Raw genomic sequence first — 21,139 nt, forward strand, 5'->3', positions numbered from 1 at the left:
ATATTAATAAATACCTAATTACATGGGACTCATTTCATTTCTTGGATTTACTTTACTTGTAGCAGGATACGCTTGGTGGAAAACACGTGGTACTGATGAAAAAAGTGCAGACGGTTACTACCTAGGTGGCAGAAGTCTAGGCGCACTCACAATTGCAGGATCACTATTACTTACAAACCTCTCTGCAGAGCAAATTGTTGGGCTTAACGGTCAGGCTTTCTCAGAAGGGATACTTGTAATGGCGTGGGAAACACTAGCAGCAATCGCAATGGTGATTACTGCGGTTTATTTCTTACCAAAATATATGCACAAAGGTATCACCACGATTCCAGAATTTATAGAAGAACGCTTTGATGAAAACACAAAAGCTATTCTCTCTGTATTATTTCTTATCGCTTTTAGTATTGTATTATTACCTACTATCCTCTACTCTGGATCTCTCGCCTTCAGCACTATGTTTGACTTACCTACTTTACTAGGCATGTCTGAAGGAGCAGTAATCTGGCTTTGTGTGTGGACAATAGGTGTTATAGGAATTATATATGCGATTTTTGGAGGTCTCAAGGCCGTAGCCGTATCAGACTTAGTAAATGCCGTTGGTCTATTAATAGGAGGATTACTAATCCCATATTTTGGTCTCAAAATGATAGGTGATGGTAGTGTAGGTGCTGGTCTGAACGAGTTATGGACAGAAAATCAAGATAAATTTGATGTAACTGGAGATGTAACATCATCTATTCCTGTAGGGACTATTTTTACAGGTATGATGATTGCGCAGATGTATTACTGGGGAACAAATCAAGCTATTTTACAACGTGTTTTTGGAGCAAAAAGCCTTAAAGAAGGGCAAAAAGGGATGATGCTAGCGGCCTTTGTAAAGTTTTTAATACCAGTGATTGTAGTATTACCAGGTATCATAGCTTGGCACCTGTTTGAAGGGGATTTAAGCTCTGCAGATAAAGCTTATCCAGAACTTGTAAAAGAGGTGCTACCTCCAGCGCTTGTTGGTTTTTTTGCGGCTGTTTTATTTGGAGCTGTACTTAGTTCTTTTAATAGTTTATTAAATAGTAGTGCAACGCTATTTGGGTTTGATCTGTATAAAAAATTCTTTAACCGCGATGCTTCAGAGCATAATGCGGTAAAGGCTGGAAAGCTTTTTGGAGTTGTTGTTGCTATTATCGCAATGATAATTGCCCCGTTTATTGCAAATGCACCTGCAGGGTTATTTGATTACATCCAGCAAGCCTTGGGAAGTCTTAGTGTTCCTATTCTTGCAGTAGTACTTGTAGGTATTGTAACAAAAAAAGTGCCCGCCATAGGTGCAAAAATTGTTTTAATAGCTGGTGTAATTATGTACGTATGTACCATATTTATGAGACCTAGCTATCAAGCAACTGCCCTTGCAGAGGCAGATGCAAATGGCATAACAGATGCTGCACAACTCGCAATCATAAAAGCGGAGGCATTCCCTCATTTCTTACATATTATGGGAATTTTATTTGTGGTAAATGTGATTATCATGCTCATAGTAGGCGCTATAAAACCTAAAACAGATATTTACGTACCTAAGCAAACAGAAGCGATAGATACTACTCCGTGGAAATATGCATACATCGTAGGCGCATTAATCGTATTACTGGTATTAAGCACCTACCTAATTTTTTAAATATGGTAGATATCCGCTTTCGCAAAAATTGGAAGTGGCATCATTAAGTACTTAGTGTTAATAGAGGACTGACAAAATCAATTACTTTAGCAGATATCTAAATAGGATATAGAATGAAAATTTTAGTAACAGGAGGTCTAGGTTTCATAGGGTCACACACAGTTGTTGAACTTCAACAAATTGGACACGATGTGGTAATTATTGACAACTGCTCAAATTCCTCAACAGAGGTGTTAAAAGGCATATCAAATATTACAGGTACGACTCCGCTTTTTGAAGAATTTGATCTGCGTGACAAGTCAAAAGTGCAAGACTTTTTTAGTCGTCATAATGATATCGCGGGTGTCATTCATTTTGCAGCATCAAAAGCGGTGGGTGAGAGCGTAAAGGAGCCTTTATTATACTATGAAAATAATCTTGTTACCTTAATTTACATATTACAAGAGTTACAAAAAAAGGAGAAGGCTTCATTTATTTTTAGCTCTTCTTGCACTGTATATGGTCAAGCAGACGAGTTACCTATAACAGAAAATGCACCTGTTAAACCAGCGGCTTCACCTTATGGAAACACAAAACAAGTAGGTGAAGAAATCATACGTGACACTTGCAGTATACAACCACACCTTAACGCTATCTCTTTGCGATACTTTAATCCCATAGGGGCACACCCTACTGCAGAGATAGGTGAGTTACCACTAGGAGTACCTGCAAATCTAGTTCCTTTTATTACTCAAACAGGTATAGGCATAAGGGAGGAGCTCTCCGTTTTTGGTAATGACTACCCTACTCCAGATGGTACTGCTGTACGTGACTACATACATGTGGTAGATCTTGCAAAGGCACATGTTATTGCGCTAGAACGACTCATTAAAGAAAACAATACGACTAATTATGAAGTTTTTAACGTGGGCACAGGTACTGGTAGTTCTGTACTAGAAGTGATCAGATCTTATGAAAAAGTAGCCAATAAACCTCTTAAATATAAGATTGTAGATAAACGAGAAGGTGATGTCACGGCTGCTTATGCAGATACAGATAAGGCTAATAATGTGCTAGGCTGGAAGGCTGAAAGCACGCTAGATGAAGCAATGGATTCTGCCTGGAAATGGGAGCAAAAAATTAGATCCTAATACATCAAACATAATATGATATCAAAAAGCTCTCAGTACTACTGAGAGCTTTTTTTGTTATGTAGATTTAAGTAAGCCTGCTATCTCTCTCTAGCCCCGATTGCAATGTAAATCCCTCAGCTGTCTGGCACAGCCAGGCGCGAGGAATTGCAATGTAAAGCGGGATACTACAATGCAAATACAAAATATCCAATCGCTACTAAGTAAACTCTTTTAATATAAGGAAGGGAATAATATACCATAAGCGAGGAAGTATACACATTAAGGTTGCTTGTAACTGCTCGTCTATTGTTGTGTACCAAAAGAGTAACAACATTATGAAAACAAAAAACAACTCCATTTTTAATCTCATTGAGATTTTTAGAAATACTACAAATCGCGTCTCAAAGCAACTATTTAAAACCAATTGCGAGACCAACTTTAACGACGACTATTACTGCGACGCAGAAAAAATATAAATACATCACACTAATAATATTCTAATTATAAAAATTTAAATTATGAGCACATTTAATGTACCTACAAGAGCAGAAGTAAGCGAGACAAACCAAGGAATTTTTGACAATCTTAAAAAAGCAGTGGGGTTTGTACCAAACTTATATGCAACATACGCACACTCAAACAATGCACTTAAAAACTACCTAGACTTTGCAAATGCACCAAGCTCGCTTAAGGCTAAGGAAAAGGAAGTGGTAAATCTTGCTGTGAGTGAGGTAAATGGTTGTGAGTACTGCCTCTCTGCACACACCGCTATTGCTGGTATGAATGGTTATACACCAGAGCAGATCTTAGAGTTAAGAGCTGGAAGAGCCTCTTTTGACACCAAGCTAGATGCGCTAGCTAGGCTATCTCAAAACATCACAGAAAATCGTGGCAACACGAGTGAAGAGGTTTTAGAAAACTTTTTTAACGCTGGATGGACAAAGGAAAATCTTATTGATACCATCTCATTAGTAGGAGATAAAACTATCTCAAACTACATTAATAATACTACCAAAATTCCTGTAGATTTTCCTGCAGTAACATTATTAGATAAGTAATAGGTTATTAGGTTGATTGTTTTAATTAAAGCTCACTTTACAGTGGGCTTTTTGACTTTTTAAAAGTTCCTGGCGGGACACCCGTGTGTTTTTTAAAAAATTTTGAAAAGTGACCAGCATCATTAAATCCAATGTCATAAGAGACTTCTTCAACATTTTTATCTGAGTAAAGAAGTAAACGCTTTGCTTCTAAAATAATTCGATCATTAATCACTTTAAGAGGTGATGCATCACCCATATTTTTAAAATGATTGGATAACGTTTTTGGCGACTTAAATAGCAGCTCTGCATAATCTGAGACTTTATGCAAGGTTCTAAAATGTTGTTCTACAAGAATGTGATATTGCCTCACTAAATCAAACTGATTGCTAGGCAGCTCTGGTTCTGGTAACTGGCTTTTTATATGCCTGCTAGAAGCTATAAGCAACCTTTTGAGTAGTACTCGCAACATCTCTCCTTGTATATGATCTCGTGTCTCAAACTCTTCTTGAATCATTAAAAACATAGCATCATAACTTTTGAGCTCCTTATCACTCAACGTTATTACTGGCGGTTGTGACGACCCATAAAATAGAAAGCCGTTACAAGAAACCTCATCATCGTGCTCTCTTATGCAGTAAAATTCTCTATTAAAAACTAGCGCTAGTAGTCCATCACTCTGTGCAATCTCTAATACGTTGAGTGGCGTGCAAAAGATAAGCTGCCCTTTTTCTAAACGAAGCGTGTATCCATCTATTACAATATCCCTAGAAGCGTCTTTTGCCCATAGTATTTTATACATTCCTTTGTCTGAAAGCATTTGCTGCGATGGCGCGCAATTAAAGTCAGTAAGCACTAATTTGCTATCCTCTTTTAAAGATGTATATGTGAGCTTCATAAATATAAATTAAGACAATGTACAAAATGTACAAATGGCTAGGAAGTATGTCCATACTATACCAGGCAACCTTACGATAACTTTGTACAATCGTTAATCACAATAGCACTAACAGACTATTCTATAAAATAAATTTACTATGAAAACACTATACATCACACTGCTATCCATATTAATTACTGGCCAGACATTTTCACAAGATTACATCGCTAGTAATGGAAATAGGCTAACATCTTCTTCTAGATCATCTACCACTTTATCTTCATTTACTATTGAAGTGATAGATGACGAAAGCTTTAGTTACACAGAATTTTTAAATAAAAGCAAACAATCAAAATCTGTTTACAAAGTGGATGGAAAGCAAATCTCTAAAAAAGAATTGGTCAAAATTTTTAGAAAAGCAAGTAGAAAATCTAACGAGCAGCAGGAATTCAATAAGTATCTGGCTACTTATTACTCGAGCATTTATAGCCAACTCACACCAATGGAACTTAATGCTTTATACAGTAAATTCAGTAAGAAGACGATTACAAAATATTTATCAACCTTGCCTAGTATTCTTTAAGTTTAGCTTTCGCGAAAGCGTCATTTAATAAAACCAAAAGTCTCGTCAAAGAATATTTATGGAGATGATAGTTGTATTTTCATAATAAATAGTTAAACTTTTTATTGCAATAGTATTACTATCATATCTTTGTTACATGGAACAACTGCATATACAAATCACTATTGACCCAGCCTTGTATACACGTAATCCCGAGACCACAGAACTGGGCCGGAATATCGTGAGTAAGAGTATCGAAATGATTGATGAGCTGGGCTTTGAAAAATTTACTTTTAAAAAACTAGGTGTAGCAATTAGCTCAAATGAAAGTTCTATTTATAGATACTTTGATAGTAAACACACATTACTGGTTTACCTGACAAGCTGGTACTGGAGCTGGGTAGAGTATAAACTTGTATTCTCTACTACAAATGTTTCAGACCCCGAGGTAAAACTCGGAAGTGCACTAGCGCTCATCACTAAAGATGCTACTCAAGACAGTGCAATTTCTTACGTGAATGAGATGTTGCTGCATCGTATCATCATTTCAGAATCTTCAAAGGCATACCACACAAAAGATGTCGATAAGGAAAATGCAAAAGGGTATTATAAAACGTATAAGCGTGTTGTGCAACGCATAAGCGACATTGTACTTGAGATTAATCCAGATTATGCCTTTCCTCACATGCTTATCTCTACTGTAATAGAAGGAGCACACCATCAACGATACTTTTCTAAGCATCTACCTGCACTTACAAACGTAGAGGAAGGGCAGAATACAATAGAAAAATTTTATAGAGATATGGTATTTAAAGCCATTAACTAAGATATTATTTAAACTAAAATCTCTGTTATGGAGATGAAAAACACCGTTTTTCAATGAAAGAAATGACACCTTGGCAACGATTTGTAAATATGCTCGAACTAGACAGACGAGATATTAAGCAAATTTTATTTTATGCAATTTTCGCTGGACTTGTAGCGCTCACACTACCTTTAGGTATACAGGCTATTATTAACCTCATTCAAGGCGCTCAAGTGAGTACTTCATGGATTGTACTCGTTATTCTAGTAACGCTAGGAGTAGCCTTTCAAGGTATCTTGCAATTAATGCAAGTACGTATTCTTGAAAATATACAGCAAAAGATTTTCACTCGATCTTCCTTTGAGTTTGCATATCGCTTCCCTAAGTTAAAAATGAGCGAACTAGACAATTACTACCCGCCAGAACTGGCAAATCGTTTTTTTGATACGCTTACAGTTCAAAAGGGATTGTCTAAAATCTTATTAGATTTTCCTGCAGCAATCTTACAGATTTTCTTTGGCTTAATATTACTTTCTTTTTACCATCCATTCTTCATCATTTATGGTTTCCTCCTAGTAATCCTTGTGTACTTAGTATTCAAGTTTACAGCAAGAAAAGGACTTGAAACTAGCCTAGCAGAGTCTAAGAGTAAGTATAAAGTAGCACACTGGTTACAAGAGATCGCACGATCACTTATAAGTTTTAAGCTTTCTGGCCGTACTTCACTTGCCATGAATCGCAATAATCAACTCACACAATCGTACCTAGAGTCACGAGAAAGTCACTTTAGGGTATTGATGTTACAGTTTATACAGATGATAGGTTTTAAAGTACTTGTTACTGCAGGGCTTTTAGTCATAGGTGGTTTACTAGTTCTCAACCAGCAAATGAATATAGGACAGTTTGTAGCGGCTGAGATTATAATACTCTTAGTTATAAGCTCTGTTGAGAAGCTTATTTCTGGATTAGAGAGTTTTTATGATGTACTTACTTCTCTTGAAAAAATAGGTCAAGTAGTTGATAAAAAACTAGAGCCGCAAGAAGGTACAGATCCCTTTGACGTAAATGAGGATATGGATATCTACATGGATAGTGTAAGCTATAGCACTCCTGAGACAGGTACTATTCTTAATAACATCACTTTAAATTTAAAAACTAGTGATCGCATTTTAATAACAGGCTTATCGGGATCTGGAAAAACCACATTGTTAAAGTTACTTTCTGGTGTTATACAACCTTCTTCTGGAGGAATCTATGTTAATAATTTCTCTTTTAAAGGAATGCGCCCCAACGCGTATCGTTCTAAAATAGGTCAGGTGCTTCCAGAGCAAAATCCATTTGAAGGAAGCATTTTAGAGAACATTAGTTTTGGCAACCCAGAGGTTTCATCGGCGAGAGTGAATGAAGTCATTAGAATTGTAGGTTTACAAGAATTTGTGCGCACACAACCTAACGGGTTGCAAACAAAGCTATTTCCAGAAGGACAAAAAATACCACATACAATCTCTAAACGCATATTACTGGCACGAGCTTTTGTTCATGAGCCTAAGGTGTTATTGCTCAAAGATGCTCTAGAGCATTTTGAAGAAACTCAAGCTAGAGAGATCATGGCTTACCTTGCCAGCCCAGAAAGACCATGGGCACTCATAGTAGCGAGCAACAATAAAGACTGGAGAGCTTTGTGTAATCAACACATAGAACTTGAAGAGGGTAATATTATTTCAAAATCATAAATAGCGATGCTTAATATATCAAACAATCAACTTAATAAGAAGATAGATGTGGGTGGCTATTCGGCTTTTGCAAAGGCACACAAGACCAGGCACTATAAATACTTCAATAGATTCTTACTAGCCTTTGCAATCATAGGTGTAATTGTACTCTTTTTACCATGGACTCAAAATGTTAATGGTAAAGGATATGTCACTACATTAACTCCGGATCAAAGACCGCAAACTATACAATCTCCTATCCCTGGACGTGTAGAAGAGTGGTATGTACTAGAAGGAGACTACGTAGCAAAAGGAGATACTATTTTGCGCATTTCTGAGATTAAAAACGAGTATCAAGATCCTCTTCTTGCTGAGCGTACACGCCAGCAACGTGATGCAAAAAGTAATGCGGTAGGCTCTTACAAATCAAAGGTAATAGCGCTAGAGAATCAGCTCGGAGCTCTGCAGCGTGAGCGTGCACTAAAACTAGAACAAGCAGAAAACAAACTAAAACAAGCTCGTTTTAAAGTACAGAGTGACAGCATTGACCTTGTTGCAGCAACTACTAATCGTGATATTGCCTTAAAACAATTTGAACGTACTGCCACGCTAGAGGCCGAAGGCTTAAAATCTACGGCAGATGTAGAAGATAAAAGATTAAAACTACAAGAGACTGAGGCAAAGCTTATCTCTCAAAACAATAAATTATTAGCTAGCCAAAATAATGTTCTCAACGCCTCTATAGATATCTCTAGAACAAGCGCAGAGTATGCCGAAAAAATAAGTAAAGCCCAAAGTGATAAGTTTAGCGCTTCAAGTGCGCAATACGACACAGAAGCTCAAGTAAGCAAACTCGCAAACGCAAGCACAAACTATGAACTGCGTAGTGCACTACAATATATAACAGCTCCTCAAAATGGATTTATTAATAAAGCTATTAAGGCAGGTATAGGTGAGACTTTTAAAGAAGGAGAACAACTAGTAGGCATTATGCCTGCAGACTATGACCTAGCTGTTGAAACTTACGTGAGACCCATAGACCTACCACTCATACACACAGGAGAACAAGTGCGTGTGCAGTTTGATGGGTGGCCGGCAATCGTTTTCAGCGGCTGGCCAGACGCATCATTCGGAACCTATGGAGGAACCGTAGTTGCTGTAGAAACCTTCATAAGCGCCAATGGTAAATTTAGAGTGCTTATTGCGCCAGATAAAGAAGCAGAGGCATGGCCTAAAAATGTACGGGTAGGCTCTGGAGCACAAACTATCGCCTTGTTACAAGATGTTCCTATATGGTACGAGTTATGGAGACAACTCAACGGCTTTCCGCCAGATTACTATTTACCAGATGGTAGTTTAACGCCTAGAAAAGAGAAAAAATGAGGTTACTTATAAAATATACAATCCTTGTGTTGTGTTACGCTTTCGCGAAAGCGGGACTAGCTCAAACACCTGTACTTTCTCCACAAAATATTTCTTTTGAGGAATACTTAGGATATGTAAAGCAACATCATCCATTAATCAAACAAGCCGAATTAGTATTAAGCACAGGAGAAGCTAATCTACTTAAAGCACGAGGAGGTTTTGATCCAAAAATTGAGGTAGACTATGATCGTAAGAAATTTAAAGACACCGAATATTTTGATCAGCTTAACGCTACTTTTAAAATTCCTACTTGGTACGGAATTGAGCTAAAAGGAAGTTTTGAAGAAAACACAGGTGAGTTTCTCAACCCCAACCTTACCGTTCCCGAAGATGGATTATATAGCGCTGGAGTTTCATTTGCGCTGGCACAAGGTCTTCTTATTAATGAACGCATGGCTACCTTAAAGAAAGCACGCTTTTTTGAACAGCAAACCATCGCAGATCGTGACTTACTCGTAAACAACTTAATTTATGAGGCTAGCTTAGCATATTTTGACTGGGTAGAAGCAGAAAATGAAAAAGCTATTTACGGTACTTTTTTAGAGAATGCTACCACCAGGCTAGACGCCGTAACAAGAAGCGTAGCAGAAGGTGACAAAGCGGCTATAGACATTACAGAAGCTAGAATCACTGCTCAAACAAGACGTCTTGATCTAGAAGCTGCCTCGCTTAAGGCTCAAAAGGCACGCCTAGTTGCGAGTAATTTTTTATGGATAGATGGTATTCCATTAGAAATACAAGAAACGGTATATCCAGAAAAACCTGAGCTTGCAGTACTGGACGCCTCTCTATTATTAGTGGGCATTACAGATACCTCGGTTTTTTTAAATAATCATCCTAAGCTTAAAAGTCTTGACGCAAAGATTGATGGACTAGAAGTAGATCGATTTTTAAAGAAAAACAAGTTGCTTCCTAAGGTAAACTTGCAATACAATTTTCTATCACCAGATGCAGATCGATTAGATGGTTTTAATACGGCAAATTACAAGGCTTTTGTAGATGTGAGCTTTCCTATTTTCTTGCGTAAGGAACGCGGAGATCTAAATCTTGCTAAGCTTAAAGTACAAGACGCCCAGTTTGAACGTACAGCCACTTCCCTTGCTATCAAAAACAAGCTTGACGCCACAGAAGCCGAGATTACATCCCTTTTAGAACAAAATAACCTCATCACTGAGATTGTGGTAGATTATGAAGCCCTTGTAAAAGCTGAGGAGCGTAAATTTTTTCTAGGAGAAAGTTCACTATTCCTCATTAACTCCCGCGAGCAAAAGTTGATAGACGCAAGACTTAAAGCAAATGTCCTTTCTGTAAAGGAACTTACGGCAAAGGCAAAGTTGTATAATGCGGCAGGGCTATAAATCCATCATGACATTGCGATAACGACTTATTATTAAGCATAAAAAAACCGTAATTCTATATAAGAATTACGGTTTTTACTTTTAAAAATCATCAGAAGTTATTCTTCCTTGTCGCTTCCGTTTTCTTTTACTTTCTTACGGTTATCACTACCACGACGGTCTATCAATTTATTAAAAGGATCTATTCCAGCTTCTACTGGTTTCTCATCAACTATCACATCAAAACCATTGTTAATGTCGCTCACTTTCACTTTCTTTAGATACAGTACATTCTCTGCTCCTGTTTCCTCATCCTCTTCGCCAAAAACCCCTAGCTCAATATAATCTGCTAGTGGTAAGGATGCAATGGCATCCTCCTCACCTTCTGGAGTAAATGAAAGACTATCGCCCGCGATGGATTTATATTCTTTTTTTCCTTTCTTTTTAGAACGATACTTACTTATAATCGCATCTATATGTACAGCATAACTACCATCTGGCAATTCTGTATAAGTGGCATCTTCTACTTTATTATCATAAAGTGTGATGGTCTCAAACATATCAGTAACTAGATATTTAAGCGAGTCTGGCGTCACCGCTTTTATATCTGCCACAAACTCTGTAGCTACTGGATAAGGACGTCCTTTAAATTGATACTTCTGGGCAAAGCGTTTTGCTACACCGTTAAAGACATCTTCTCCTAAGTAATCACTCATAGCATATAAAACTAATGACCCCTTTTGGTAATGAATATACTGTTGGTTTTCATTATACATTAATGGCTGCTCCTTAATCTGCTCACTAGTTCTACCTGTCAAGTATCCATCCATCGCGTCTTTTAAGAAACGGCGCATCTGGTTTTTACCATAAGTTTTCTCAAGCACCTTGAGCGAACTATACTCAGACATACTTTCTGACAGTAATGTTGCTCCTTTAGCCTGTGCTCCTATTACTTGGTGAGCCCACCACTGGTGTGCTAGCTCATGAGCAGTTATTGCCAGCGGATAATCTACTGCATCTTGATCATCATCATCTACATCTGCTACAAAACCTACTCCTTCACTAAAAGGGATTGTATTTGCAAAGGCCTGTGCAAAGCTTCCATAATCTTTAGGGAACTCTATGATACGCACTTGCTTATGCTGGTAAGGTGTATAATTCTCATTATAATAAGCGAGGCCCTTTTTCATACCATTCATCATACGATCAAGGTTATAAGTGTGACCAGGATTGTAATAAATCTCAAGATTAATCCCCTGGTATTCTTCTCGCATCACTTCATATTCTGCACTTAAGAAAGAATAGAAGTTGAGCATTTTTGAATCCATTTTATAATGAAAATACTTTCTTCCATCTTCTTCCCACTCCTTAATGAGATAGCCTGGCGCAATCGCTATTTGCTCCGGAGAAGTACTCAATGTAGCCTCAAAGTCTATCCAGTCACTATAACCTCCTATATAACTACGATCTCTTGCTCCAGGGGCATCTGGATCTGGTAAGCGGTCCTTAGGTGCTAGATCATACTTTTCACGTAGTTGTGTGTTTCTTAATTCAAAATTATCATTGTAACCTATAGAAGGAAACATACCATAATTTACAAAGGTTCCATTGGTAGAAATAGGCGACTTATCATCTAGAAATTTATTCTCCTCATTATGCATGGTGAACTTAAACACTAAAGTATCTCCAGGCTGCATAGGCTTACTAAAAGCATACATTTTATAATAATAATCTTCGTTATCATAAACCACTTCTGCATCTCTGTCTAGCGTGATTTCTGTAGGGTAATCTGTGAGACTCACATGTAATGTATCTATAGCAACACTATCCTTATTAATCATGGTAAATGTTGCTCCTGCTTTAAAGTCTCTAGTTTTTGGATACATATCCATAAACGTATTTACAGCTACGAGTCTAGGTTGTGGTATTCCTGCATACTTTCCTAAATCTCTTTCGGCTTGCACACGTAATTCTTCACGTTCTTTTCCTGTGAGTAATTCATTCTCCACGTTATTTACATACCAAGAGTAGCTACCTATACTTAAAAATATCACTAGAGAAACTACTGCCGTTGCTATGATGGGTGTAGATAATCTCGCTTTCGCGAAAGCGATACGACCTTTTACATTAGTCCCCATACCGCGTCTGTAAAATAAAATAGCCGCCATTAAAAGAATAACACCAAATGAGATCCAATAGACCCTAAACGTATAGAAACGAGGTAATACAGAACCGTAACCATCAAAATCTGATGGACTAGGTGTACCTCCAGAATTAAAATCATAGATAGCCTGCTCTACTCCAATTGCATTTTGCAATAATGGAATCGCAACAGCAAGCACTAATAAAGTTACAAGGCCAAGCCATTTATTTTTAATCAATGTGTGCACAAGAAGCGCCATCAAAATCCACGGAATATACTTCCAGATATTGATTAAAAAAGCTTGGAATACATAAAGATCTATCTGGTAATCATAAAAACCTTTGGCCGTTTGAAATGCAAGACCACAAAGGATAAGTACCACTTGCAGAAAACCTGTCATAAGTAATAGCGATATTCCTTTTGATACTAGAAACACCCAGTCCTTTGTAGGCGTTACATCGACTATCTGGTTAAGATGAGCCGCCCTAGAGCGATCCATTAAAAAACCGGCATATAAGTGAATAAGTAAAAATGAAAATAATATCACATATGCAGACGGCTCTGCAAGCATAGTCCACGTTTTAGGCAAAATAGCCGTGTTAAAAATGAGCTGAGAAAAACTCATCATTACAATGGTAAGTACAATGGCTAAGAAAGTTATAATTATGAATGGCCAGCCCGTAATGATATATTTAGTGTCACTTTTAACCAATAACCACAATGTTTTTAACTGCCCAACGAGAGAGAAATCTGTAGATACTGCTGGCATTTCAATGTTTCTTACTTCACTAAAGTTTTTCTTAGTTGCTCTTACCGTCTTTTTCTTGAAAAGACGAATGGTCATTGCATGTTGAGAAAAATTAAAGCGTGCAATAATCCCAAATAAAATTGCAAATGAAATCCCAGCCCATAATAAACGGTTATACAGTAATGCTCCTACCATAGGTATAGAACGACTATTTTGCTCAATTGGAGTCCAGTACTCTGTTGCATCTGCCAGTGCCACATTTGCCATAGGGTCTAATAATGAGAACCAAAATTTGTCATCTGCATTATCAGCCATGCTTGTAGCGATAAGCTGTATGATAATCATGGTAAGTATGGCCATGAAACCTATATTCATGTTACGTGTGAACACCACAATAGCAAAAACTATAGCACTATAAAAAAGTACGTTAGGAAAAATGATGAACGCAAATGGCTGCAAGTAATTCCATAATCCAAAAGGTCCCAAAAGTTCTTCATTTGCGCCAGGCAATATAGAACCTATCAGTAACCCTAAAATAGTTGCTGCGGCAATACAAAGATTTACCGTTATTGCAGCAGAAAACTTTGCAAGGAGGTATTGCACCTTTGTAAGAGGATAAGAATACAATACATTATGCATGTTATTTTTAAAATCTCTATCTATAGTTCCTCCGGTAATTGATGGAATTAACAAATAAGATAGCAATGCCAGCTGGGATAAAATACCCGTTATTGCCAGCGGACTATTAAGATATACATTGCTCGTTACTGTGACATTGTCACTACTAAAAACGCCTAAACCAGCTGCCATAATCAAGACACCTAGTAAAAACATGATTCCAGCAAAAATGTAAAAAAGTGGTTTCTTAAACCACGTTCTTATTTCGTGTAGATATATTGTGCTGAACATATTACTGTACGTTTTCAGGTTGGTTCTGATTTAACGTAGTAAAATATACGTCCTCTAGAGTTGCTACAGCAGATTCAAAACCTTCTCCTGGCGAGGTTGTACTATAGACTCTCACATCTAAATCATTGGTATCATTAAAGCTGGATGAAATCACATTGTACTGCTTTTGTAGCTCATCTATTTTATCTCTAGAAGCACTTATCTTCCAGATATGACCAGATAGACTTTGCACAAGCTCTTTTGGTGTACTTTGCGATAAGATTCTTCCTCCATTGAGAATTGCCATATCAGTACATAGTTCCTTAACATCATCCACAATGTGCGTAGAGAAAATAACAATGTGATTAGTCCCTATCTCACGTAATACATTTAAAAATCGATGCCTCTCTGCAGGATCTAGTCCAGCAGTAGGCTCATCTACAATAATAAGTTTAGGATTATTAAGTAAGAGTTGTGCGATACCAAAACGTTGCTTCATTCCTCCAGAGTAGCCTGCAACGTGCTTATCACGCACATCACTAAGATTTGTAACTTCTAAAGCTTTATCAACAATTGCGTTGCGCTCTACTTTATTAGTAATCCCCTTCAAGCTTGCAAAATAATGCAAGAGGTAGCTTGCGCTCATTTTTGGGTACACCCCAAATTCTTGTGGTAAATAGCCCAAGGTTTTTCTAAACTCAATTTTATTGTTAAGAATATCAAGTCCATTAAACTCTATACTTCCTGTATCTGGCTCTTGAAGCGTGGCAATAGTCCTCATAAGAGATGATTTTCCTGCTCCGTTAGGCCCCAAAAGACCAAACATTCCTGCCTTAATATCTATAGTTACATCATCTAGGGCTTTTACACCATTGCTATATGTTTTTGAAACATTCTTTAAACTGAGAATCATACCTGTTGCTTTTTAGTTGTAGCATAGGTATGACTTATATAACGTTTGTTACAAGTAATTATGTAAATAATGAGGAAATAGGTAAAGACAGCCTATTTGAGTGCACATTGCTTTGAGAAAAGCTCGCCCTTTAATTTAATTTTATAAAAGAATGCCTTTTGAGACGTTCATCTACATCATTTGCTAGACCAATGTAATTCAAAGAGGATATGAGTTTCATATTGCTCAAAAAGCATTAGCAATAAATAGCATACGAACCTTAGTTGGAAAAACCTTTTATGATAGCCAATCTTGCGCCTAAGTCTAAACATTCTAAAAAAGCTTCTTGTCTTTCAAATAAAAATCCATTTGCATTAAAGACCATTTCATAACTATCAGTTTTTAAACTCATCTCCATTGGATCTATAGAATACTGTTGTTTTGTCAGCCCCAAATAGCGTGATTGTAATACTGAAAAACCAAGCTTTAATAAAATCCACATGGGAGAGAAAGGAATTGGATTAATCTTCTCTTCACCTCGTATTAACTTTATCTCTAAAATATCTGCTTTGACAATTGGCACTAATGACCGTTTTCCTGAAAAATTTGAGTGAAGTAGCAGCCCTTTACCTCTAATTTCTAAATTGCATTTAGAGTTAACTTTCAATTTTTCTGAACTACTCGTTTTATTCTCAAAAGAACTGAGAAACATTCCAACACCACCTACTACCCTGCGGTTCTTCCAATTAAACTTAAGTGCTTTACCTATAAGTTTATCAATCTTCTTGCTATCAATATTCCCGTCAGTTAAAATCATTTTACAATTTCTAAATAATTTCTTTATGATTTGTCGAACCAATATAATATCGATTGAGACTAGAAGAAAATAATATGTATACGTAGAAATTCATATAACAAAAAAAGGCTCCCATTTCTGGAAGCCTTTGTGGGCGCTAAGGGATTCGAACCCCTGACCCCTTGGGTGTAAACCAAGTGCTCTGAACCAACTGAGCTAAGCGCCCCGATATTTTATAATCAGGTAACAATAAAATGAAGAATTAAATCTTTCTCTTATTGCGGGTGCAAATATAGAATTAAACTTTCATACTTTGCAATATTTTTTAAGAAAAATCAAATAATTTCTGCTACAACAAAAGTACTGCCGCCTATAAAAATAAGATCACTTGCTCCAGCTGTCTTTTTTGAAGCACTAAAAGCTTCTTTTACACTAGGATACGCCTTTCCATTCAATTTATGAGTCTCTGCAGTTTTTCTTAATAACTGCACCTCCATTCCTCTAGGCACATCTGGTTTACAAAAATAATAAGTAGCATAACTTGGAAATAATGGCAAAATACTTCCTAGATCTTTGTCAGAAACTACACCTAAGACTATATGAAGCTTTTTGTACTTCTCCCTACTTAACTGCTCCATTACATATGTTAGGCCCTCTTTATTATGACCTGTATCGCAGATAACTCTGGGTAATTCTTGTAATACTTGCCATCGACCTAAAAGTCCTGTATTCTTAACTACATTTTTAAGTCCTTTTGCAATGTGCTGTATTCCTACATGGAAGTCTGCACCTTGCAACACTGAAAACGCTACCTGCACAGTCCTAATATTGTGTTTCTGGTATGAACCTATCAAATCTGATTGCATAGGCATTAAGTCAAAATCATAAGCTTTATAAAGTGGTGCGTTACGCTTTCGCGAAAGCGTACTAAAAACATTTTCTGTCTCCTCTTGAAACTCCCCTATCACTACGGGAACACCTTCTTTTATAATTCCTGCTTTTTCAGTAGCGATAAGTGGTAATGTGTCGCCCAGGAATTGAGTATGATCAATACCTATGTTTGTAATAACAGACAACACAGGTGTTATAATATTTGTCGCATCTAGTCTACCTCCTAAGCCCACTTCAATAATTGCAACATCAACTTTTTTTGTTGCGAAATACGAGAAAGCCATCCCTACTGTCATTTCAAAAAATGACAATTGGTGCTCCTCAAAAAAAGCTTTGTGCTTCTTTATGAACCCCATGACAAATTGCTTACTTGCCATCTCTCCATTAATCTTGATGCGCTCTCTAAAGTCTTTGAGATGTGGAGACGTATACAGACCTACCGTATATCCAGCTTCTTGTAGTACAGACGCCATCATGTGACTTGTAGAACCTTTACCATTAGTTCCCGCTACATGAACAGCTTTAAACTCAGTGTGTAGATTGCCAAGGTACTCTGATAATAATTTAATATTATCCAAATCTGCCTTATAAGCAGCTGCTCCTTTGCGTTGATACATTGGTAATTGAGCAAATAGCCAATCTAAAGTTTCTTGATAAGTGATAATGGGTCGCTTTTAAGTGTATGTAAAGATAGGTAGATATTACCTAGGTAGTTCTATATGAAATGCTGAGACACGTATAGATAGCTATAGTTGTTATATGAACCTATTAGTCTGAGAGACTAAAACGATATACAATCTTCCCTATTTGCTTAGAGGGTGCACTAGCATCTGCATTAAACTTTGTTGCTAGCGCTGCGGCTTTTGCAGGCTCAAGAAGACAGCGTGTATTATTAGTAGTCCCACGTACTCCAGGAGTTGCTTTTATCACCTTTCCGTTACGATCTACTTCGATACTTACAACTACAGTCCCTGCTTCATTACATTCTTGCTGGCGCTTAGGCTTCCCAAGTGCTTTACGACCTCCTAGCTGGTAATTACCATCTCCATCAAGGCCTTTTCCAGTTCCGTAGTAACTTGAGGCATTAGGGTCTCCATTAGGATCACCTTTATCTCCCGCTTTGTCATCATCACCTTCACCTGCTTGTGAAGCTCCATCGCTTTTTGGCCCGTTAATTAATGCATCTAAAGCACTCGTAGTAGATTTATCTGGTTTTGGGTCTGGCTTTGCCTCCTCTACTGGTTTTTCAATAGGCTTTTCTTTTGGCTTTTCAACCTTAGGTGTAGGCTTCTCTTTTGGCTTTTCTTCTATAACTGGGGCATCTTCAATATCCTGCGTTACTACCTCATCCTTCACTTCTGGCTCTTGCACTGTAGGCTTAGGCTGTGGAGCTGTATTCTTAGGTGCAGAGGCCACCGGTTTTGTAGGTTGGACATTACCAGACCCCACCTCAGAGGTACCAAAGTTTACAGCGATTCCTCCTTCTTCAGGTGGATCGAGGTATTTCATCCCCACTACAAACATGAGCAATAGTATGATAGCCATCACAATAGTGCTTATGGTAAAAGATTTACGTTTATGTATGGTATCTAAGAATGCCAAGTTTTGGATTGAAAAATTAAAAATTACGCTTTCGCGAAAGCGTATAATGTATAAATGTCAACTAATTAATTAGGACGTACCGCAAGGACAATTTTGTATTTATTGCGGTTTGCAATATCCATTATTTTAACGGCATTCTCGATAGGAACTCCCTCCTCTGCTCTTAAAATAATGGTAGGATCTTCTACTCCTACAAGTTGGCTTGTGATGAACCCTTCAATACTATTCTCAGTTACACGTTCTTTATTTACGTAGTAATCTAGGTCTTTAGTAATACTTACGGAGAGGTTCTGCTTGTTACTGGTTTTCCCTTTTGCTTTAGGCAAAATTAGGTCTAGAGCATCTGGCGTAATGGCTGGTGAGGTTAAGAGAAAGAATACAAGTAGTAGAAAGACAATATCTGTCATACTACTCATACTGAACTCTGGGCTCACTTTATTTCTTCCGCGCAGGTTCATATTAGCTTGGCTCGTTTAGAAGATCTAAGAAATCTACAGCATTTGCCTCCATAGAATGCACTACTTTATCTGTGCGCACTACTAGGTGGTTATAACCCATGTAAGCAATAATACCTACGATAAGACCGGCTACAGTTGTGGTCATTGCTGTGTAGATACCTTCGGCTAGAGTTCCCATTTCTGCTTGTCCTGAACTAGTAGCTAGTGTATGAAAAGCAAGTACCATCCCAATTACCGTTCCTAAAAACCCAATCATAGGTGCAGCTCCTGCTATGGTAGCAAGAACACTTACGTTGCGTTCTAACTTGTAGACCTCAAGTTTACCTTGGTTCTCTATTGCTGTATTGATATCCTCAAGAGGACTACCTATACGTGAGATTCCCTTTGCAGTAAGTCTTGAAACCGGTGAGTTTGCTTGAGCACAATAAATTTTTGCCCCTTCAATGTTACCGGATTGAACATTATCGCGTATTTGATTCATAAAGTTGCTATCCACCTTGGACGCTGCTTTTATTGCAAATAGACGTTCAAAATAAATATAAATAGCAACAAATAGCAGTACAAAAAGTACTGCTATTATGATGATTCCTGCTGTACCACCTGTGATAAGCAAGTCTATAATTGATAAAGTCTGCTCTACAGGCTCATCTGTTGTAAGAACGTCTGCCGCATCTTGAGCGCCGTCTTGTAATAAGATATTAATCATAAATTAGGTCGTTGTGACTTTAATATGAAACGATGGTTATGGTATTAAATTGTATGAGCTTAAGATCCCATTGTTCCTCCCGTAAGAAGAACAAAAGCAATTGCACCTGCAGCAAATCCAATAAATGCTAACCATGTTATTTTCTTGAGGTACCAGATAAAATCGATACGCTCCATTCCCATTGCTGCAACACCAGCTGCAGATCCTATGATAAGCATACTTCCACCGGTTCCTGCAGAATATGCTATAAAGTGCCATAATAAACTATCTGTAGGCGCTTCATACATACCCATTGATGCAGCTACTAAAGGAACATTATCAATAATTGCAGATAATATACCAAGAAGTACTACAACAACATCTTGATTAGGTACTGCTCCGTTTAAGATTTCGGCTACGTAACGTAAAGTTCCCACTGGATCTCCAGACTCTGAAACCCCGTATACTAGACTTTCAAGTCCAGCAACCGCCATTAAGATTCCTAAGAAAAATAGGATACTAGAAATCTCAATACGAGACAATGCTTTGTGAGCACTGTATAAGTGCTTACGTTCTTTTGTAAAATCTTCTTCTGGGTGAATGTATTCTGATACTAACCACACTACTCCAAGTGCGAGCATCATTCCCATATAAGGAGGAAGGTGTGTTATCGTTTTAAAGATAGGCACAGATACAATCATACCTAAACCTAAGAAAAGCATTGTTTTACTACTAAGTAGTCTACCGGCTTCTTCGTCTTCTGTAGTGTCTACAATAATCTCACCTTTGAATGCTGGTAGATAAGAAGCAATTACAAAAGGAAGTACAAAACATATAATTGATGGTACTACTACAAATTTTATAAGTCCCATTGCCGTTACATTATCGGCAATCCAGAGCATTGTAGTTGTAACATCTCCAATAGGTGACCATGCACCACCTGCATTTGCCGCAATAACAACCATAGCTGCAAACCACAAACGCTGATCTCTATTTACAATAAGCTTACGTAGTAAGGTAATAAGTACAATAGTAGCAGTAAGGTTATCAATAATAGCCGAAAGTATGAATGCTAGTATACCTATTATCCATAATAATTTTTTCTTGCTCTTGGTGCGCACAGCACCTTTAAGCACCTCAAAACCACGGTGGAGATCAATAATTTCAACAATAGTCATCGCTCCAATAAGGAAGATAAGTATTTCTGCTGTTTTACCTAGGTGGTGCAACAGTGTGTTATCAAAACCATGCTCTGCTTCGTGCAATGCATCTCCTGTGAGCGCGGTGCCGTTAGGAAAAATACTAAATGCATTTTCATAAGTATCAATAACGTCAAACCACCCTAAGTGGAAACCTACCGCAAGGAAAGCCCATATAAGTGATGCCATTATTAAAGCAGGCACTGTTTTATCTAGTTTAAGAGGATGTTCAAGGGTAATAGATAGGTACCCTATAATAAAAATGAGAATAATTACTGATTCCATAAGTTGTCTGGTTAAT

The 21,139-nt window shown here is 37.5% G+C and carries 18 protein-coding genes and 1 tRNA gene; 9 read left to right on the plus strand and 10 right to left on the minus strand.

Going from position 1 to position 21,139, the window contains the following annotated elements:
• The first annotated feature begins 22 nt into the window (after positions 1 to 22).
• From D017_RS02440 to D017_RS02450, 4 genes are all read left to right on the plus strand, one after another.
• Positions 23 to 1,666, plus strand: a complete 1,644-nt coding sequence (locus D017_RS02440; protein WP_035334489.1) for a solute:sodium symporter family transporter — start codon at positions 23 to 25, stop codon at positions 1,664 to 1,666.
• Positions 1,667 to 1,779: 113 nt separating this feature from the next.
• Positions 1,780 to 2,796: a UDP-glucose 4-epimerase GalE gene (gene galE, locus D017_RS02445; protein WP_035334490.1), complete on the plus strand. Its 1,017-nt coding sequence runs from the start codon at positions 1,780 to 1,782 to the stop codon at positions 2,794 to 2,796.
• Between the two features lie 317 nt (positions 2,797 to 3,113).
• Positions 3,114 to 3,254, plus strand: a complete 141-nt coding sequence (locus tag D017_RS15455) for a hypothetical protein (RefSeq protein ID WP_225969325.1) — start codon at positions 3,114 to 3,116, stop codon at positions 3,252 to 3,254.
• Positions 3,255 to 3,296: 42 nt separating this feature from the next.
• The gene (locus D017_RS02450; RefSeq protein ID WP_035334491.1) at positions 3,297 to 3,836 is read left to right on the plus strand and encodes a carboxymuconolactone decarboxylase family protein; all 540 of its coding nucleotides are present in this window, start codon (positions 3,297 to 3,299) and stop codon (positions 3,834 to 3,836) included.
• Positions 3,837 to 3,873: 37 nt separating this feature from the next.
• Here D017_RS02450 and D017_RS02455 read toward each other — a convergent pair whose 3' ends face one another.
• Positions 3,874 to 4,713, minus strand: a complete 840-nt coding sequence (locus D017_RS02455) for a helix-turn-helix domain-containing protein (protein WP_035334492.1) — start codon at positions 4,711 to 4,713, stop codon at positions 3,874 to 3,876.
• A 139-nt stretch (positions 4,714 to 4,852) separates the two neighbouring features.
• Here D017_RS02455 and D017_RS02460 point away from each other — a divergent pair, with 139 nt between their 5' ends.
• From D017_RS02460 to D017_RS02480, 5 genes are all read left to right on the plus strand, one after another.
• The gene (locus tag D017_RS02460) at positions 4,853 to 5,278 is read left to right on the plus strand and encodes a hypothetical protein (RefSeq protein WP_035334493.1); all 426 of its coding nucleotides are present in this window, start codon (positions 4,853 to 4,855) and stop codon (positions 5,276 to 5,278) included.
• A gap of 136 nt (positions 5,279 to 5,414) precedes the next feature.
• Entirely contained in the window at positions 5,415 to 6,083 is a 669-nt protein-coding gene (locus D017_RS02465; protein WP_035334494.1) for a TetR/AcrR family transcriptional regulator, read from the plus strand.
• A 53-nt stretch (positions 6,084 to 6,136) separates the two neighbouring features.
• On the plus strand, positions 6,137 to 7,795 hold the full coding sequence (locus D017_RS02470; RefSeq protein ID WP_035334495.1) for an ATP-binding cassette domain-containing protein: 1,659 nt from the start codon (positions 6,137 to 6,139) through the stop codon (positions 7,793 to 7,795).
• A 6-nt stretch (positions 7,796 to 7,801) separates the two neighbouring features.
• Positions 7,802 to 9,157, plus strand: coding sequence for a biotin/lipoyl-binding protein (locus D017_RS02475; protein WP_035334496.1), 1,356 nt, complete (start codon positions 7,802 to 7,804; stop codon positions 9,155 to 9,157).
• Complete coding sequence (locus D017_RS02480; protein WP_035334497.1) at positions 9,154 to 10,557, plus strand: TolC family protein; 1,404 nt, start codon at positions 9,154 to 9,156, stop codon at positions 10,555 to 10,557. Before D017_RS02475 ends, D017_RS02480 begins: the two co-directional genes overlap by 4 nt.
• A 98-nt stretch (positions 10,558 to 10,655) precedes the next feature.
• Here the strand turns inward: D017_RS02480 and D017_RS02485 are convergent, their stop codons facing one another.
• The 9 genes from D017_RS02485 to nhaD all read right to left on the minus strand — a co-directional run bounded on the left by D017_RS02485 (position 10,656) and on the right by nhaD (position 21,123).
• Positions 10,656 to 14,336: a M1 family aminopeptidase gene (locus D017_RS02485; RefSeq protein ID WP_035334498.1), complete on the minus strand. Its 3,681-nt coding sequence runs from the start codon at positions 14,334 to 14,336 to the stop codon at positions 10,656 to 10,658.
• A 1-nt stretch (position 14,337) separates the two neighbouring features.
• Positions 14,338 to 15,228 (minus strand): ABC transporter ATP-binding protein, encoded by an 891-nt coding sequence (locus D017_RS02490; RefSeq protein WP_035334499.1) that lies wholly within the window; start codon positions 15,226 to 15,228, stop codon positions 14,338 to 14,340.
• 259 nt (positions 15,229 to 15,487) lie between these two features.
• Positions 15,488 to 16,024 (minus strand): hypothetical protein, encoded by a 537-nt coding sequence (locus D017_RS02495; protein WP_035334500.1) that lies wholly within the window; start codon positions 16,022 to 16,024, stop codon positions 15,488 to 15,490.
• 130 nt (positions 16,025 to 16,154) lie between these two features.
• Positions 16,155 to 16,229 (minus strand) — tRNA-Val (locus D017_RS02500).
• Positions 16,230 to 16,338: 109 nt separating this feature from the next.
• Positions 16,339 to 17,556 (minus strand): folylpolyglutamate synthase/dihydrofolate synthase family protein, encoded by a 1,218-nt coding sequence (locus D017_RS02505; RefSeq protein WP_035334501.1) that lies wholly within the window; start codon positions 17,554 to 17,556, stop codon positions 16,339 to 16,341.
• 106 nt (positions 17,557 to 17,662) lie between these two features.
• Positions 17,663 to 18,496: an energy transducer TonB gene (locus tag D017_RS02510; RefSeq protein ID WP_035334502.1), complete on the minus strand. Its 834-nt coding sequence runs from the start codon at positions 18,494 to 18,496 to the stop codon at positions 17,663 to 17,665.
• A gap of 65 nt (positions 18,497 to 18,561) precedes the next feature.
• Positions 18,562 to 18,954, minus strand: coding sequence for a biopolymer transporter ExbD (locus tag D017_RS02515; protein WP_035334503.1), 393 nt, complete (start codon positions 18,952 to 18,954; stop codon positions 18,562 to 18,564).
• A gap of 1 nt (position 18,955) precedes the next feature.
• Positions 18,956 to 19,660: a MotA/TolQ/ExbB proton channel family protein gene (locus D017_RS02520; protein ID WP_035334504.1), complete on the minus strand. Its 705-nt coding sequence runs from the start codon at positions 19,658 to 19,660 to the stop codon at positions 18,956 to 18,958.
• 59 nt (positions 19,661 to 19,719) lie between these two features.
• Positions 19,720 to 21,123, minus strand: a complete 1,404-nt coding sequence (gene nhaD, locus D017_RS02525) for a sodium:proton antiporter NhaD (protein ID WP_035334505.1) — start codon at positions 21,121 to 21,123, stop codon at positions 19,720 to 19,722.
• Between the last annotated feature and the right edge of the window lie 16 nt (positions 21,124 to 21,139).

Source organism: Dokdonia sp. PRO95 (assembly GCF_000355805.1).
Lineage (GTDB): Bacteria > Bacteroidota > Bacteroidia > Flavobacteriales > Flavobacteriaceae > Dokdonia.